General features: G+C 39.5%; 16 protein-coding genes. All 16 read left to right on the top strand.

The annotated features are described in order from the left end of the window. Positions 1 to 9 precede the first annotated feature (9 nt). Positions 10 to 1,458 (top strand): ethanolamine ammonia-lyase reactivating factor EutA, encoded by a 1,449-nt coding sequence (gene eutA, locus IGK54_RS06930; RefSeq protein ID WP_002415553.1) that lies wholly within the window; start codon positions 10 to 12, stop codon positions 1,456 to 1,458. A 17-nt stretch (positions 1,459 to 1,475) separates the two neighbouring features. Beyond that, the gene (locus IGK54_RS06925; protein WP_002357506.1) at positions 1,476 to 2,840 is read left to right on the top strand and encodes an ethanolamine ammonia-lyase subunit EutB; all 1,365 of its coding nucleotides are present in this window, start codon (positions 1,476 to 1,478) and stop codon (positions 2,838 to 2,840) included. Positions 2,841 to 2,857: 17 nt separating this feature from the next. Then, positions 2,858 to 3,769, top strand: a complete 912-nt coding sequence (gene eutC, locus IGK54_RS06920; protein WP_002363986.1) for an ethanolamine ammonia-lyase subunit EutC — start codon at positions 2,858 to 2,860, stop codon at positions 3,767 to 3,769. Positions 3,770 to 3,782: 13 nt separating this feature from the next. After that, entirely contained in the window at positions 3,783 to 4,436 is a 654-nt protein-coding gene (eutL, locus tag IGK54_RS06915) for an ethanolamine utilization microcompartment protein EutL (protein ID WP_002357509.1), read from the top strand. Positions 4,437 to 4,449: 13 nt separating this feature from the next. Continuing rightward, entirely contained in the window at positions 4,450 to 4,968 is a 519-nt protein-coding gene (locus IGK54_RS06910; protein ID WP_002357510.1) for a BMC domain-containing protein, read from the top strand. Then, the gene (locus IGK54_RS06905; RefSeq protein WP_002357511.1) at positions 4,959 to 6,437 is read left to right on the top strand and encodes an acetaldehyde dehydrogenase (acetylating); all 1,479 of its coding nucleotides are present in this window, start codon (positions 4,959 to 4,961) and stop codon (positions 6,435 to 6,437) included. The genes IGK54_RS06910 and IGK54_RS06905 overlap by 10 nt, the downstream gene beginning before the upstream one ends. 123 nt (positions 6,438 to 6,560) lie before the next feature. Further along, complete coding sequence (locus IGK54_RS06900; RefSeq protein WP_002357513.1) at positions 6,561 to 6,851, top strand: BMC domain-containing protein; 291 nt, start codon at positions 6,561 to 6,563, stop codon at positions 6,849 to 6,851. A gap of 67 nt (positions 6,852 to 6,918) precedes the next feature. Further along, a complete protein-coding gene (locus IGK54_RS06895; RefSeq protein ID WP_002382340.1) occupies positions 6,919 to 7,482 on the top strand; it encodes a hypothetical protein in 564 nt (187 codons plus the stop codon). A gap of 3 nt (positions 7,483 to 7,485) precedes the next feature. Beyond that, positions 7,486 to 8,121, top strand: coding sequence for an ethanolamine utilization phosphate acetyltransferase EutD (gene eutD / locus IGK54_RS06890; RefSeq protein ID WP_002357516.1), 636 nt, complete (start codon positions 7,486 to 7,488; stop codon positions 8,119 to 8,121). A 14-nt stretch (positions 8,122 to 8,135) separates the two neighbouring features. Continuing rightward, positions 8,136 to 8,735 carry a TIGR02536 family ethanolamine utilization protein gene (locus tag IGK54_RS06885; protein ID WP_002382339.1) on the top strand — a complete coding sequence of 200 codons (600 nt, stop codon included), beginning with the start codon at positions 8,136 to 8,138 and terminating at the stop codon, positions 8,733 to 8,735. A 12-nt stretch (positions 8,736 to 8,747) separates the two neighbouring features. Further along, complete coding sequence (locus IGK54_RS06880) at positions 8,748 to 9,011, top strand: EutN/CcmL family microcompartment protein (RefSeq protein ID WP_002357519.1); 264 nt, start codon at positions 8,748 to 8,750, stop codon at positions 9,009 to 9,011. A gap of 12 nt (positions 9,012 to 9,023) precedes the next feature. Then, on the top strand, positions 9,024 to 10,124 hold the full coding sequence (gene eutH / locus IGK54_RS06875) for an ethanolamine utilization protein EutH (RefSeq protein WP_002357520.1): 1,101 nt from the start codon (positions 9,024 to 9,026) through the stop codon (positions 10,122 to 10,124). 12 nt (positions 10,125 to 10,136) lie between these two features. Then, positions 10,137 to 10,580 (top strand): ethanolamine utilization protein EutQ, encoded by a 444-nt coding sequence (locus tag IGK54_RS06870; RefSeq protein ID WP_002357522.1) that lies wholly within the window; start codon positions 10,137 to 10,139, stop codon positions 10,578 to 10,580. A gap of 87 nt (positions 10,581 to 10,667) precedes the next feature. Beyond that, the gene (locus IGK54_RS06865; protein WP_002365680.1) at positions 10,668 to 11,096 is read left to right on the top strand and encodes a CoA-binding protein; all 429 of its coding nucleotides are present in this window, start codon (positions 10,668 to 10,670) and stop codon (positions 11,094 to 11,096) included. Positions 11,097 to 11,300: 204 nt separating this feature from the next. Further along, on the top strand, positions 11,301 to 13,358 hold the full coding sequence (gene parE, locus IGK54_RS06860; RefSeq protein ID WP_086325786.1) for a DNA topoisomerase IV subunit B: 2,058 nt from the start codon (positions 11,301 to 11,303) through the stop codon (positions 13,356 to 13,358). A gap of 12 nt (positions 13,359 to 13,370) precedes the next feature. Further along, positions 13,371 to 15,833: a DNA topoisomerase IV subunit A gene (parC, locus tag IGK54_RS06855; protein ID WP_002357527.1), complete on the top strand. Its 2,463-nt coding sequence runs from the start codon at positions 13,371 to 13,373 to the stop codon at positions 15,831 to 15,833. The last annotated feature ends 179 nt before the right edge of the window (positions 15,834 to 16,012 follow it).

Genomic DNA, 16,012 nt, shown 5'->3' with positions numbered 1-16,012 from the left:
CCTTTTTGTATGCAAAAGGAGGCGAGTCAGGCGATGTCGAAGGAAACACTTTTAACCGTAGGGATTGATTTAGGGACGTCTACAACCCAATTAGTCTTGTCAGAATTAACTGTTGAAAATTTTGCCTCTGCGTTTACAGTACCACGTATCAGCATTTCTGATAAAAAAGTCATTTACCGAAGTGACATTATCTTTACACCCTTACTTAACCAATCAGAAATTGATGCAGAACCTATCAAAGCGTTTGTAGCGGAGCAATATCGCCAAGCAGGTATTCATAAACAAGATATTCAAATGGGTGCGGTAATTATCACAGGTGAAACTGCTCGAAAAAGCAATGCTAACAATGTGCTACGAGCACTTAGTGGCTATGCAGGTGATTTTGTCGTTGCTACGGCTGGTCCTGATTTAGAAAGTATCATTGCCGGGAAAGGCGCTGGTGCTCAAACTTATTCTGAAACGAAACGCAAACCGGTGGTTAATTTAGACATTGGTGGTGGAACGACAAATTTAGCTGTCTTTAAAGATGGCGAAGTGATTGACACGGCTTGTTTTGACATTGGCGGACGCTTAATTAAATTAGATCAACAACAAAAAATCACCTATATAGCTCCGAAGATTCAAGAAATTATAAATAAAAAAGGGCTAACCTTGCACCTTGGTGACCAAGCCACCGAACAAAACTTACTGCCAATTATTTCGGAATTAGTTGACGTGTTAGAAAATAGCATTGGCTTGGGGACACAAAGTCCGTTCTACCAGTTATTAGTAACCAACCATCCACTACGAAAAGGTGAGGAATTACCAATTGTAACATTTTCTGGTGGTGTGGCTGATTGCTTAAATACGACAAGTACGAATCTCTTTAAATATGGGGACATCGGCTTACTTTTAGGAAAATATCTGAGAAAGTCACTGATTTTTTCGGAAAAAGAAGTCTTAGAAAGCGCAGAAACAATCCGAGCGACGGTCGTCGGAGCAGGTTCACATACTGCTGAAATTAGCGGAAGTACGATCGCTTATCGTGAGCAAATTTTGCCGGTAAAAAATATCCCAATTCTAAAATTAGCGCAAGAGGATGAAACCCTTACTGTGACAGAATTAGGCCAGCGAATCCAAGAAAAACTCAATTGGCATCGTATTGAAGAAACGCCCCAGATTGCCCTAGCAATTAGAGGCATGAGTAATCCAACATTTGCTGATATTCAACGCTATGGTCAAGGGATTGTGGAAGGATTAGCTAGTTTAGTTGCTGAACAAATTCCCATTATTGTTATGGTGGATGAAGACATGGCGAAAGCTTTAGGGCATGCCTTAAGTGCCCATCTGCCAAAAGACTATCCGTTTATCTGTCTTGATTCGGTCAAAGTAGAAAACGGTGATTATGTAGATATCGGTTTACCAGTGGCAGAAGGAGCCGTCCTTCCAGTCATTGTTAAGACCTTAGTATTTAATTAAAAAGGAGCGACACAAAGATGATTTTAAAAACCAAACTATTTGGCAAAGTCTATCAATTTACATCCGTTAAAGAAGTCTTAGCCAAAGCCAATGAAGAAAAATCTGGCGACAAGTTAGCTGGCGTAGCTGCTAATTCAGCCGAAGAACGCGTGGCGGCGAAAGTCGTTTTATCGGAATTGTCCTTAAATGACTTGTTTAACAATCCCGTTGTTGATTATGACGAAGACGAAGTGACACGCATTATTATTGACCAAGTCAATATGCGAATTTTTGAAAGTATTAAACATTGGACAGTTGCAGAATTACGCGAATTTATCTTATCTTCGGAAACAACCGATTTTGATATCAAACGAATTTCCCGTGGACTCACTTCTGAAATGATTGCTGCTGTCTGTAAATTAATGTCCAACATGGATCTAATTGTTGGCGCAAAAAAAATCAATATTGAAAAAACCGCCAACACAACAATTGGCCGTCCCGGAACTTTTTCAAATCGTTTACAGCCGAACCATCCAACCGATAATGTCGATGGCATTATGGCATCAGTTATGGAAGGTCTTTCTTATGGCGCCGGTGATGCGTTAATTGGTTTGAATCCTGTTGATGATTCTACAGAAAGTGTTAAACGGATCTTAAACAAATTTGAAGAGTTCCGCAGCGAATGGGAAATTCCAACACAAACTTGCGTGCTTGCTCACGTAACGACACAAATGGAAGCCATGCGTCAAGGCGCGCCAACTGGCTTAGTCTTTCAATCCATCGCTGGTTCAGAAAAAGGGAACACAGCATTTGGTTTAAATGCAGAAATTTTAGCTGAAGCACAAGATTTAGCGCTTCACAGTGGTCAAGCAGCTGGTCCTAATGTGATGTATTTTGAAACAGGTCAAGGCTCAGAACTTTCTTCTGAAGCAAACTTTGGCGCAGACCAAGTGACAATGGAAGCGCGTTGTTATGGCTTAGCCAAAAAATTTGATCCGTATATTGTAAATACCGTTGTCGGCTTTATTGGACCAGAATATCTTTACGATTCAAAACAAGTCATCCGCGCTGGTTTAGAAGATCATTTCATGGGCAAATTAACAGGAATTTCAATGGGTTGTGATGTCTGCTACACCAACCATATGAAAGCTGATCAAAATGATATGGAAAACTTAGCAATGTTATTAGCAACAGCTGGTTGTACGTATATCATGGGGATTCCTCATGGCGATGATGTCATGTTAAATTATCAAACAACTGGGTTCCATGAAACTGCGACGATTCGTGAAACATTAGGCTTACGTCCAATTAAAGAATTTGAAGAATGGATGGAAAAAATGGGCTTAATGGAAAACGGAAAATTAACAAGTCGCGCTGGCGATGCATCTGTATTTATTAAATAAACGAGGTGAGAATACAAATGAACGAAAAAGAATTAAAAGAAATGATTGCCGGAATTTTAACAGAAATGGTCGCTGACAATCAAGCGGTTTCGACTGCCACTGTGACTGCTGAAGAAAAACCAGTCACAACACACGTCACTGAAACGACAGAAATTGAAGAAGGCCTAATTCCTGACATTACTGAAGTAGATTTACGTAAACAATTACTATTGAAAAATGCCGTAGATCCTGAAGCACTATTAAAAATGAAAGCTTTCTCGCCAGCTCGTTTAGGCGTTGGTCGTGCAGGGACGCGTTATATGACTAGTTCAACATTACGTTTCCGAGCGGACCATGCGGCAGCACAAGATGCGGTCTTTTCAGACGTAAGCGAAGACTTGGTAAAAGAAATGAATTTTATTTCTACAAAAACAATCTGTAACAGTAAAGATGAATATTTAACACGTCCAGATTATGGTCGTCAATTTGATGAAGAAAATAGTGAAATCATTCGGAAAAATACGACACCAAAAGCCAAAATCCAAATGGTCGTAGGGGATGGCCTTAGTTCAGCTGCTATCGAAGCGAATATTAAAGAAGTCCTACCAGCAATTAAACAAGGATTAAACATGTACAACTTAGATTTCGACAATGTTGTTTTTGTTAAATATTGTCGCGTGCCAGCAATGGATAAAATTGGTGAAATCACTGACGCTGATGTTGTTTGCTTGCTAGTTGGCGAACGTCCTGGTTTAGTAACAGCTGAATCTATGAGTGCCTACATTGCCTACAAACCAACTGTCGGTATGCCAGAAGCACGGCGGACAGTTATTTCAAATATTCACAAAGGTGGGACACCGGCTGTTGAAGCAGGGGCCTACATTGCCGAAATTATCAAAAAAATGTTAGACAAGAAAAAATCTGGTATTGATTTAAAAGAAGCTGAATAAAGGAGGATTTCTCATGAAAAATGATCGTCTAGGCGCAAATGTCCTAAGTATGAAAGTCATTCCCAATGTCGATCCGGCATTAGCAAAAGAATTATCATTGAAACCAGAACATCGCTCATTAGGAATTGTTACTTCCGATTGTGATGATGTCACTTATGTTGCATTAGATGAAGCAACCAAAGCCGCCGATGTTACTGTAGTTTACGGTAAAAGTATGTATGCTGGCGCAGCAAATGCTTCAACCAAATTAGCCGGTGAAGTGATTGGCATTATTGCTGGTCCGAGTCCTGCCGAAGTCAATAGTGGCTTGAGTGTCATTACGCAAGTCATTGAAGAAGAAGCCAGCTTCTATAGTGCTAACGAAGATGACAGCATTGTTTATTTTGCACATGTAGTATCAAGAACGGGTAGCTTTTTATCTGAACAAGCGAATATTCCTGAAGGTGAAGCGATTGCTTATCTGATTGCACCACCGCTAGAAGCAATGGTTGGCTTAGATGCAGCAATGAAAGCTGCCGATGTTCAAATGGGTGTCTTTTATGGCCCACCTTCTGAAACGAACTTTGGCGGCGCCTTATTGACAGGTAGTCAATCTGCATGTAAAGCTGCTTGCAGTGCGTTTGAACAAGTCATTCAAAATATCGCTGACAATCCGTTGAGTTATTAAGGATGTGACCTGAATGAAAGCATTAGGAATGGTCGAAGTCAAAGGATTTTTAGGTGCCATTAGTGTGGCCGATGCGGCATTGAAAGCCGCCGACGTTACTTTGTTAAAAGCTGAAATTATTAATGGCGGTTTAACAACTGTGGAACTGATTGGTGACGTTGCCGCGGTTCAAGCTGCCGTTGAAGTAGGTACGGAAGTAGCTAAAGAATTAAATTGTTTAATTGCTCATCATGTGATCTCACGGGTTGATGCTCAAACGGAAGTGATTTTATCAGATCCAGAACCCAAGTCAGCACCTGAACCGATGGAACAAGTAGAAGTAATTGAAGAAGAGATTGAAACACCAGATTTGGAAGAACACACAGGCACACGCCAAAAATTAGAAACACAACGCGTGGTTGATTTACGCAAACAAGCCTACAAAATGAACCTAAGTAGTTTAAAGAAAAGTGAGATTAAATTTGCCAATAAAGAAGCTTTAATTCAAGCAATCATGGCTGAAATAGAAAGAAGTGAAGACGAGTGGAATTAGTAGATAAAGACTTACGTTCCATCCAAGAAACAAGAAATTTAATCAGAAAAGCCAAAGAGGCACAGCAAGTATTAGCAACATTTTCGCAAAAACAAATCGATGCGATTGTTCAAGCGGTTTCAGAGGCTACATTTAACCAACGAGAAAAGTTAGCGAAAATGGCCAATGAAGAAACAGGATTTGGTATCTATGAAGATAAAATCATCAAAAATGCTTTCGCTTCAAAAGTAGTATATGACGAAATGAAGGACAAAGCTACAGTTGGTGTGATCCATGATGATGCTGCCAAAAAAGTCACTGAAATTGCTGTCCCAGTGGGTGTAATTGCAGGATTAATTCCTTCTACCAACCCGACATCAACAGTCATTTACAAAGCATTAATTTCATTAAAAGCTGCCAACAGCATTGTTTTTTCACCACATCCCAATGCGTTGAAATCGATTATTGAAACAGTGGAAATTATCCAAAAAGCGGCTATTGCTGCAGGGGCACCAGAAGGTTGTGTCTCGGTCATCAAAACGCCAACCATGCAAGCGACCAGCGAATTAATGAAAAATAAAGAAACAAATTTAATTTTAGCTACTGGTGGAAACGCAATGGTTAAAGCCGCGTACTCTTCTGGAACACCAGCAATCGGTGTTGGGCCTGGTAATGGACCAGCCTACATCGAACGAAGCGCAAATGTTCCTCATGCAGTGAAACAAATAATGGATTCAAAAACTTTCGATAACGGTACAATTTGTGCATCGGAACAATCAATTATTGTTGAAACTGTCAACCGTGAAGCGGTCAAAGAAGAGTTAATTAAGCAGGGAGCGTATTTCTTAAGTCCAGCCGAAGCCGACAAATTAGCTAAATTTATTTTACGACCAAACGGTACAATGAACCCGCAAATCGTGGGACGTTCCGTTCAACATATTGCTTCATTAGTTGGTTTATCTATTCCAAAAGATCGCCGCTTAATTGTTGCCGAAGAAACACATGTAGGCTTGAAATATCCATTTTCAAGAGAAAAATTGGCACCGATTATTGCTTTCTATACAGTTGAAAACTGGGAAGCAGCTTGCGCGTTATCAATTGAAATTTTGAAAGGTGAAGGTGCGGGTCATACAATGGGCATTCACACAGAAAACAAAGAAGTCATTCGTGAATTTGGCTTAAGAAAACCCGTCTCTCGTTTGCTTGTTAACACCTCTGGTACACTTGGCGGCATTGGTGCTTCAACTAACTTAGTGCCAGCATTAACACTTGGCTGTGGCGCAGTTGGTGGCAGCTCAACTTCTGATAATATTGGGGTTGAAAATCTGTTCAATTTACGTCGTGTTGCATATGGCGTGCGTGATTTAGAAGAGATTCGTCAAGAATTTGGTCAAACATCAACCACATCTGTGGCTACTTCTTGCGAAACAACCAATCAAGAAGAACTAGTAAATGCCGTGGTAGCTCAAGTTTTAGCTCGCTTAAACTAACAAGAAACGAGCGAGTAAGAGTAAAACAAATAAATTATTGGATTTAGGGTTTGGGACCTAAGTCAAATTGCTAATTGTCCCAAATTTTTAAAAATAAAACATACATCTTAGGAGGAAATTATAATGTCAAGTACAAATGCTTTAGGAATGATCGAAACTCGTGGTTTAGTAGGTGCTGTTGAAGCAGCCGATGCAATGGTGAAAGCGGCAAACGTTACTTTAATTGGAAAAGAACAAGTCGGTGGCGGTTTAGTTACAGTAATGGTTCGCGGTGACGTTGGTGCTGTAAAAGCAGCAACAGATGCTGGTGCTGCTGCAGCAGAACGTGTTGGCGAATTATTATCTGTCCATGTAATTCCACGTCCACATACAGAAGTAGACGCTATTTTACCACACGCAACAACTGAATTATAATTTTGATTTTTTGGGGCAGAGGTAGGTTCATTACTTCTGTCCTAAACTTTCATTGAGGAGGGGTGTTATGACAGTTATTACAGAAGATATGCTTCGCATCAAAAGGCTAAAAAAAGAACTAGAAGATGGCACGGATTTTGTGTTTCCTGTAGGCAGTTTTCTGACGCCAGCCGCCAAAAGCTATCTACGCGAGCATCGGATTAATAGCAGCTTCTCTTCAACAAACCCATTGCTTTCTGAGGTTCATTCAGTGAAGGCCTCCTCACAAAAACAAGAACATTTATCGAAAGAAACAATTTATGAGATTCGGCACTTAAGCCATCTATTGTATTTGCCTTTCTTAACGAATGAAGCGTTATCAACAGAAGGTTGGTTATATTTCGAACAACAACAACAGTGGTTAGAGAAATTTATTTTAGAACAGTCGCTTGTAATGGAACCAGTCATTTTGGAATCAAAGGTAACTATTCTAACTAACCAACAGAGACAATGGCGCTATTCCTCAAAAGAAATTCAATTACAACTAGATAAAATTATTCTCCAGTTAAAAGGAGAATCACAACTGTTCGGACTTTTTCAAGCTTGGGCTACAGAATTAATTAGCACCATGGCTGAAATATCACGAAACTAGGAGATGAACAAATTGGATTCAATGAATGAAATTGTTGAAGAAGTTGTTAAACGAATTCAGCAACAACAACAAAATACTTTTGAAGTTGAAGCTTCTGGCCGACATGTTCATTTGTCTCGTCAAGAGATTGATGCATTATTTGGACCAGGATATCAACTAACAAAAGTGAAAGATTTATCACAACCTGGACAGTTCGTTTGTAAAGAACGAATTACGGTTGCTGGACCTAAAGGACTCTTTCAAAATGTGGTTATTTTAGGCCCTGAACGTAGCGAATCACAAGTCGAAGTTTCTATGACGGATACGCGTATTTTAGGAATTAATGCCCCAGTTAGAGAGAGTGGCAAGACAGAAGGGACACCTGGCGTCACGCTGATGAACGGATCAGCAGTTGTGACATTAAGTCACGGCTTAATTGTTGCCAAACGTCATATTCACATGACACCCGAAGACGCCTTGAAAAATAAAGTAAGCAATAGCCAAATTGTGCAAGTCAAAGTGGAAGGCACACGTCCGTTAATCTTTGATGATGTGGTTGTGCGAATCAGTCCGCGATTTGCAACGTACATGCACATTGACTACGATGAAGCCAACGCTTGCGGCTTAACCAAAGGAGCTCGTGGCTACATTCTTAAGTAAAAGGAGGCAAGACAATGAACGTTTCTGAAATGGAAAATTTGATTCAACAGATTACTGATCAAATTTGTCAACAATTGCTGTCGTCGTCTTATTCAGTGGCTTTAGCAGAAGCAAAAGAAGCATTTCCTGAAGAAATGTTTGTTCGTTTTCCTGATGTAAATTGGGTAACCAAGGAGCAGAAGCTAGCACGAGGCTTGGTTGTAAAGAGGCTAACGATTTCCCAAGTAAATGCGATTGCGCATTTACAGGAAACGGATGAATTAGTCAAAAACATCTTAGCATTCTTATTTGAAGGTAAGCCGGTATTGGTTTTAACCCCAATACCTTCAGTGAGTAAAAATTCACGATTGAAGTATCGTTTGAAACAAACGATTCAGGAAAACGTGGACATGTGCCAACAGTTTGGGCTGATTTTTTATCATGATTCAGAAAATTACGCTGTGTTTCAGGCGGCCTGTCAAAAACAACTTCGTTCTTTGGCTGAGACCAAACGAACCTACATTACTGAAAAACAATTGATAAGAATGACAGAATCAGGTGTTTCTTTAAGTAAAAACGCCTATTTAACCCCGTTAGCGAAAGATTATGCTAGGAAACATCAATTGCTGACGTAAGGAGGAAAAACGATGCTTTTAGGAAAAGTGACTGGTAGCCTTTGGTCAACAAGAAAAGATGAAAAATTAAATGGCTGGAAATTTATGATGGTTGATATTTTGAATCAAGAGGACGAAAAGCAAGGATTTTTAATTGCTGCTGACAACGCTGGAGCTGGTGTCGGGGACAAAGTGTTAATTAGTCAAGGCAATGCTGCCCGTATTTCGGCAGAAGATCCGAATGTCCCAATTGATGCAATGATTGTTGGTGTCATTGATTCTACAGAGGAAGAATAGGGAGGACGAGACATGAGCATTAATGAAATTATTATGTATATTATGGTTCTTTTCATGATTATTGGAGGAATCGATAAATGTATTGGCAACAAACTAGGTTTAGGGGAGCAATTTGAGGAAGGGATTATGGCTATGGGTTCTCTAGCGCTTTCTATGGTAGGGATTATCACTTTAGCGCCTGTCTTAGCCAATCTTTTAAGTCCGATTGTCGTTCCTGTCTATGAATTACTAGGGGCTGATCCAGCAATGTTTGCCACAACCTTATTGGCCAATGATATGGGCGGCTTTGCGTTAGCGCAACAATTAGCCAATGATCCGCAAGCTGGTTTATTTGCGGGGGCAATCTTAGGTGCAATGATGGGACCAACGTTAGTCTTTACAATTCCAGTAGCGCTTGGCATTATCCAAAAAGACGACCAACAATTCTTAGCAACAGGTGTTTTGAGCGGGATTATTACAATTCCTTTTGGTTTATTAGCAGGTGGTTTAACAGCTGGCATGCCATTGTCATTGATTATTCCTAACTTAATTCCAATTATTATTGTTGCCGCTTTAATTATTTTAGGTTTATGGTTAGCGCCAAAGGGCATGATTAAAGGCTTCCAAATTTTTGGTCAAGGCGTAGTGATTGTCGCTATCTTTGGTTTAGTTGTGGGGGCGATTCAACTATTATTAGGAATTACAGTGATTCCTGGCATTGCACCAGTTACTGAAGGAATTGAAGTCGTTGGCGGGATTGCTTTAACTTTAGCTGGCGCTTTCTGTTTAGTAGCTGTGATTACGAAAGTCTTTAATAAACCATTGATGAAACTAGGAAAAGTTTTAGGAATGAATGAAGTAGCGGCTGCAGGAATGGTTGCTACATTAGCTAACAATATTCCCATGTTCCAAATGTTAAAAGACATGGATAATCGAGGGAAAATTATTAATATCGCTTTTGCTGTTTCGGCTTCTTTCGTTTTAGGTGACCACCTTGGTTTTACTGCAGGCGTAGCAAAAGAAATGATTTTTCCAATGATTGTTGGCAAATTAGTTGGAGGGATTACCGCCATTTTTGTGGCTATCTTTATGGCAAATCGAATGCTAGGGAAACCCGAAACAGAAGTGAAATAATGAGGTGTAAATATGACAGAATTAAATCGTGAAATGATTGAAACGCTTGTTCGACAAATTGTCACAGAAAAATTAATGCCGACTAAACAAGTGGATCCAAGTGGAATTATGTCCATCAAATTACCCGAAATCGACGTAACAGAAGACGACCGCTTAGATACAGGCAACCCAGCGGACATTGTTTACACAAAAGATCTGTTTTCTTTAGAAGAAAGTCCGCGCCTTGGTTGCGGTTTAATGGTGATGAAAGATACCACCTTCGACTGGACACTAGAATACGATGAAATTGATTATATTATTTCAGGACAATTAGATATACTGATTGACGGACGTAAAATTTCTGCAACAGCCGGCGAAATTATTTTAATCCCGAAAAGTAGCAAAATTCAATTTTCAGTGACGGGTGATGCCCGCTTTGTCTACGTGACTTATCCAGCAGATTGGCAAAGCCAATAATTATTTTATCGGCAGTCAGAGAATAATTTTGCCAAAACCCTTTACTCAGCGTTATAATAAATAAGAACGAAAAAAGGGGTTGAGTGAATGACATTTGAGAATCCAAGTCAAAATCAAATTTTTGATATTTTAAAACAAGCAAAAAATATTGCGGTGGTTGGTTTGAGTAACAAGCCCGACCGCACAAGTTACAAAATTGCGGAAATTTTACAGCAACATGGCTATCGTGTATTGCCTGTCAATCCAGTTTTAAAAGGTGAAACGGTGCTTGGCGAAACGGTTTATGGGACATTAACAGAGATTCCTGAAAAGATTGATATTGTTGACGTCTTTCGGCGGAGTGAATTTTTGCCAGAAGTGGCCGCAGAAACATTGAAAACAGAAGCGCCTGTCTTTTGGGCCCAACTAGGTTTGGAAAACGAAGAGGCAGCGAACTTGTTATTAAATGAAGGTCGTCAAGTTATTATGGACCGTTGTATTAAAATTGAATTGGCAAAAATGGCAGATGCTGAATAAACACGTGTAATTTTATAAAGAAAGAGCGTCCTGAACGGAAAGCTCTTTTTTTTTTGACCCAGATAGAGTATTATTGTAATGATGGTTTTAGAAGGAGCGAACGGAAAACGCAAGAAACCGGCTCACTCTTCTTCTAATTCTTTAAGAAATAGTTAATGTACGCTTATTAACTAAACGAGAATCTAAGTATAAGGAGTTTTTTCTTTGGCTAAAAAAATTAACAATGAGTACAATGATGCCTCTATCCAAGTCCTAGAAGGATTGGAAGCAGTGAGGAAAAGACCTGGTATGTATATCGGTTCAACCGATAGCCGTGGACTCCATCACTTAGTCTATGAAATTGTCGATAACGCAGTCGATGAAGCGTTATCTGGCTACGGGAATGAAATCAACGTAACTATCCAAAAAGATAATAGTATTTATGTTGCAGACTCTGGCCGCGGAATGCCAACAGGGATGCATGCTTCTGGTATCCCAACAGTAGAAGTAATTTTTACTGTCTTACATGCGGGTGGTAAGTTTGGCCAAGGTGGCTATAAAACTTCAGGCGGACTCCATGGGGTAGGTGCCAGTGTTGTTAATGCCTTATCTAAGTGGTTAGAAGTTCATATTGTTCGTGATGGCGTAGAATACATGGAACGATTTGAGGACGGCGGTAAACCAGTTGGTACCTTAAAAAAAATCGGCAAAACAAAAAAACGCAACGGTACCTCCGTTACTTTTTTACCTGACGACACCATTTTCTCTACGACAAATTTTTCTTACGAAATTTTAGCAGAACGTTTGAGAGAATCAGCTTTCTTATTAAAAGGCGTCAAAATTACTTTAACAGATGAACGTGGGGAAGAACCCAAAGAAGAAGTCTTCCACTACGAAGAAGGTATTAAAGAATTTGTTGCCTATCTAAATGAAGAAAAAGATACATTAACACCCGTTGTTTATTTTTCAGGAGCCAAAGAAGGTATTGAAGTTGAATTAGCTTACCAATACAACGATGGCTATTCTGAAAATGTTTTATCTTTCGTTAACAATGTCCGCACAAAAGATGGCGGTACCCACGAAGTCGGTATGAAAACGTCAATGACGAAGGCGTACAATGAATATGCACGGAAAGTGGGACTATTAAAAGAAAAAGATAAAAATTTAGAAGGTAGCGACTTCCGTGAAGGCTTAGCAGCCGTCCTTTCTATTCGAGTACCAGAAAACTTACTACAGTTTGAGGGCCAAACCAAAGGAAAATTAGGTACACCTTTAGCAAGAACCGTTGTCGATAACGTCGTAGGCGAACAAATGGGCTTCTATTTACAAGAAAACAGTGAAATGAGTCAATCATTAATTCGGAAAGCGATTAAAGCCCGTGAAGCCCGTGAAGCGGCTCGTAAAGCCCGTGAAGAAAGCCGGAACGGTAAAAAACGGAAAAAAGGTGAATCGTTACTTTCTGGAAAATTAACACCGGCTCAATCCAGAAATCCTAAGAAAAATGAACTATATCTTGTCGAAGGAGACTCGGCCGGTGGCTCAGCAAAACAAGGGCGCGACCGGAAATTCCAAGCCATTTTACCGCTACGAGGAAAAGTCATTAATACGGAAAAAGCGAAAATGCAAGACATCTTGAAAAACGAAGAAATCAATACTATGATCTATACGATTGGCGCAGGCGTTGGTCCTGAATTTTCAATTGAAGATTGTAATTATGATAAAATCATCATCATGACCGATGCGGATACCGATGGTGCCCATATTCAAGTGTTGCTATTAACGTTCTTCTATCGTTATATGAAACCATTAATTGAAGCCGGCAAAGTCTACATTGCCTTACCACCACTTTATAAAGTCTCTAAAGGAACTGGAAAAAAATCAGTCATTGAGTATGCTTGGACCGATGGTGAATTGGCAGAAGTGATTGATAAAGTTGGTAAAGGCTATATGCTCCAACGCTATAAAGGTCTGGGGGAAATGAATGCAGAACAACTTTGGGAAACAACGATGGATCCTGAAACTAGAACCTTAATTCGTGTTCGGATTGATGATGCAGCTCAAGCAGAACGCCGTGTGACCACATTAATGGGCGACAAAGTCGAACCTCGTCGAAAATGGATTGAACAACATGTTCAATTTACGTTGGAAGAAGATGGCAGTATTTTAGATCGTTCAGAAGAAGACACTTCTGCACCAACAGGAGAAAGTCTTTTAGATGCGGAAAAAACAAAAGAAGCAGAACAAACCGATGACACTGAAATCAGTTTGTTTGACATAGAGTAGGGAGTGACAATTTTGGAAAAACGCCAAGAAGTTCAAGAATTAACCCTTGAAGAAGTAATGGGCGATCGTTTTGGAAGATATTCCAAATACATCATTCAAGAACGGGCCCTACCAGATATTCGAGATGGGCTAAAACCAGTACAACGCCGCATTCTCTTTTCAATGAATAAAGACGGCAATACCTTTGATAAAGGCTTTCGTAAATCAGCAAAATCTGTCGGAAACATTATGGGGAATTATCATCCCCATGGCGACAGCAGTATTTATGAAGCGATGGTGCGTCTAAGTCAAGACTGGAAATTACGGGAAGTACTAATTGAAATGCACGGAAACAACGGAAGTATGGATGGCGACCCACCAGCGGCGATGCGTTATACAGAAGCTCGTTTATCACAGTTAAGTGGTGAGTTGTTAAAAGATATCGACAAAAATACCGTCGATTTCGTCTGGAATTTTGACGATACAGAAAAAGAACCCACTGTTTTACCAGCCAAATATCCTAATTTATTGGTAAACGGCTCAACGGGGATTTCAGCAGGCTATGCAACAGAAATTCCTACGCATAATTTAGCGGAAATCATTGATGGAACTGTGTATTTAATTGATCATCCTAATGCAAGTTTAGAGAAATTAATGGAATACATTCCAGGACCAGATTTCCCAACAGGTGGGATTCTACAAGGAAAAGCAGAAATTAAAAAAGCCTACGAAACCGGCCGTGGTAAAGTAATTTTACGTGCGAAGACAAAGATTGAGCCTTTAAAAGGCGGCAAACAACAAATTGTCATTTCTGAAATTCCTTATGAAGTCAACAAAGCAACGCTAGTGAAGAAGATGGATGAAATCCGTTTAAATAAAAAAGTAGACGGCATTGCCGAAGTTCGTGACGAAAGTGACAGAACTGGCTTGCAAATTGTTGTTGAACTAAAAAAAGATGTCAATGCAGAAGGTATTTTAAATTATCTATTTAAAAACACTGAATTGCAAATCAATTACAACTTTAACATGGTAGCCATCGACAACATGACCCCGCAACAAGTGGGCCTAAAACGGATTTTAGAAAGTTACATTACGCATCGCAAATCAGTTATCATTAACCGTTGTCAATTTGAGTTGGACAAAGCTCGCAAACGTGAGCACATTGTTGCTGGTTTAATTAAAGCATTGTCTATCTTAGATAAAGTGATTGCAACAATCCGTGGCAGTAAAGATAAAAAAGATGCGAAGAAGAACTTAGTATCCGACTATGCGTTTACTGAAGAACAAGCTGAAGCAATCGTTACTTTACAGCTATACCGTTTAACCAATACGGATATTACTGATTTACAAGAAGAAGCGAAAACTTTAGAACAACAAATTGCTGAGTTATTGAACATTTTAAACAATGAAAAAGAACTATTCTCAGTCATGAAAAAAGAACTTCGCGAAGTTAAAAAGCAATATGGCAATCCGCGCTTAACTCAAATTGAAGAGGAAATCCAAGAAATCAAGATTGAAACAGCCGTGTTAGTTGCGCAGGAAGACGTGGTCGTAACCGTGACGCACGAAGGCTATATCAAGCGGAGTAGTATTCGTTCTTATACAGCATCAAAACCAGAAGAAATCGGCATGAAAGAAGGCGACTTTTTATTATATGCTGGCGAAGTCAATACATTAGATCATCTTTTACTAGTAACAAATAAAGGGAATATGATCTATCGCCCCGTCCATGAGTTGCCAGATTTACGCTGGAAAGAAATTGGCGAACATATTTCTCAAACCATTTTAAATCTTGCTATCGATGAATCGATTATTGCTGTATATCCTTATAAAGAGTTAAGTCCGACAAAAACCTTTGTTTTCATTACAAAAGCTGGCATGATTAAACAAACCAAAATGGCTGATTTTGAGCCTTGGCGCACTTATAAGAGCCGCCCGACATCTTGTATGAAATTAAAATCAGACCAAGATGAAATTACCAATGTTTATTTAACAAATGATCAAGACTTATTGGATGTTTTCCTCGTTAGCAATCGCGGTTTTGGCTTACGTTATCCATTATATGAAGTACCAGTCGTGGGTAGTAAAGCGGCTGGAGTTAAATCAATGAACCTCAAAGAAGACGATTATGTCGTTAATGGTTTACTGGTTCATTCTGAAGGGGATACACCGATTGTCATCGTTACCCAACGTGGCGGTGTTAAACGCATGTTAGCCCAAGAATTAACACAATTAGGACGAGCAAAACGTGGACTAATGGTCTTGCGGGAATTGAAGAAAAATCCACATCGTGTTGTCTTTATGTCTGAAAGTACCGATTTAGATTTATTAGTTACTACGCAAAAAGGCACACAAGAAGTTATTCAGTCGAAAAACTATCCAATCAGTGAACGAACATCCAACGGTTCCTTTGTCATCGATGAACAAAAAGATGGCCAAGTAATGGAAGTCCACGAGATGCATTCTGCAGTGATTGAAGAAGAACAAACAAACTGAACTGTGTTATAAATATCTCCACAGCAGCCATCTGTATTAATACAGATGGCTGCTGTTTTTAATACAGAAGTACATTTTTCACAAGTGATAACAACTATAAATCGTTCTTATTTTCACAAGTATAAATGTTTATATATCAGCGTTTAGAATCTTCGTTCCCCATTTATTTATTAAGAAAG

Origin of the sequence: Enterococcus sp. DIV2384 (assembly GCF_050534975.1) — a bacterium.
GTDB lineage: Bacteria > Bacillota > Bacilli > Lactobacillales > Enterococcaceae > Enterococcus > Enterococcus faecalis.
This window is presented reverse-complemented; position numbering and strand designations above follow the sequence as displayed.

Coding starts and splice junctions, on each gene's coding strand:
- IGK54_RS06895 (WP_002382340.1), top strand. CDS start 6,919: ATGACAGTTATTACAGAAGATATGCTTCGCATCAAAAGGCTAAAAAAA.
- IGK54_RS06880 (WP_002357519.1), top strand. CDS start 8,748: ATGCTTTTAGGAAAAGTGACTGGTAGCCTTTGGTCAACAAGAAAAGAT.
- eutL (WP_002357509.1), top strand. CDS start 3,783: ATGAAAAATGATCGTCTAGGCGCAAATGTCCTAAGTATGAAAGTCATT.
- IGK54_RS06870 (WP_002357522.1), top strand. CDS start 10,137: ATGACAGAATTAAATCGTGAAATGATTGAAACGCTTGTTCGACAAATT.
- IGK54_RS06900 (WP_002357513.1), top strand. CDS start 6,561: ATGTCAAGTACAAATGCTTTAGGAATGATCGAAACTCGTGGTTTAGTA.
- eutA (WP_002415553.1), top strand. CDS start 10: ATGCAAAAGGAGGCGAGTCAGGCGATGTCGAAGGAAACACTTTTAACC.
- eutC (WP_002363986.1), top strand. CDS start 2,858: ATGAACGAAAAAGAATTAAAAGAAATGATTGCCGGAATTTTAACAGAA.
- eutD (WP_002357516.1), top strand. CDS start 7,486: ATGAACAAATTGGATTCAATGAATGAAATTGTTGAAGAAGTTGTTAAA.
- eutH (WP_002357520.1), top strand. CDS start 9,024: ATGAGCATTAATGAAATTATTATGTATATTATGGTTCTTTTCATGATT.
- IGK54_RS06925 (WP_002357506.1), top strand. CDS start 1,476: ATGATTTTAAAAACCAAACTATTTGGCAAAGTCTATCAATTTACATCC.
- IGK54_RS06910 (WP_002357510.1), top strand. CDS start 4,450: ATGAAAGCATTAGGAATGGTCGAAGTCAAAGGATTTTTAGGTGCCATT.
- IGK54_RS06865 (WP_002365680.1), top strand. CDS start 10,668: ATGACATTTGAGAATCCAAGTCAAAATCAAATTTTTGATATTTTAAAA.
- IGK54_RS06885 (WP_002382339.1), top strand. CDS start 8,136: ATGAACGTTTCTGAAATGGAAAATTTGATTCAACAGATTACTGATCAA.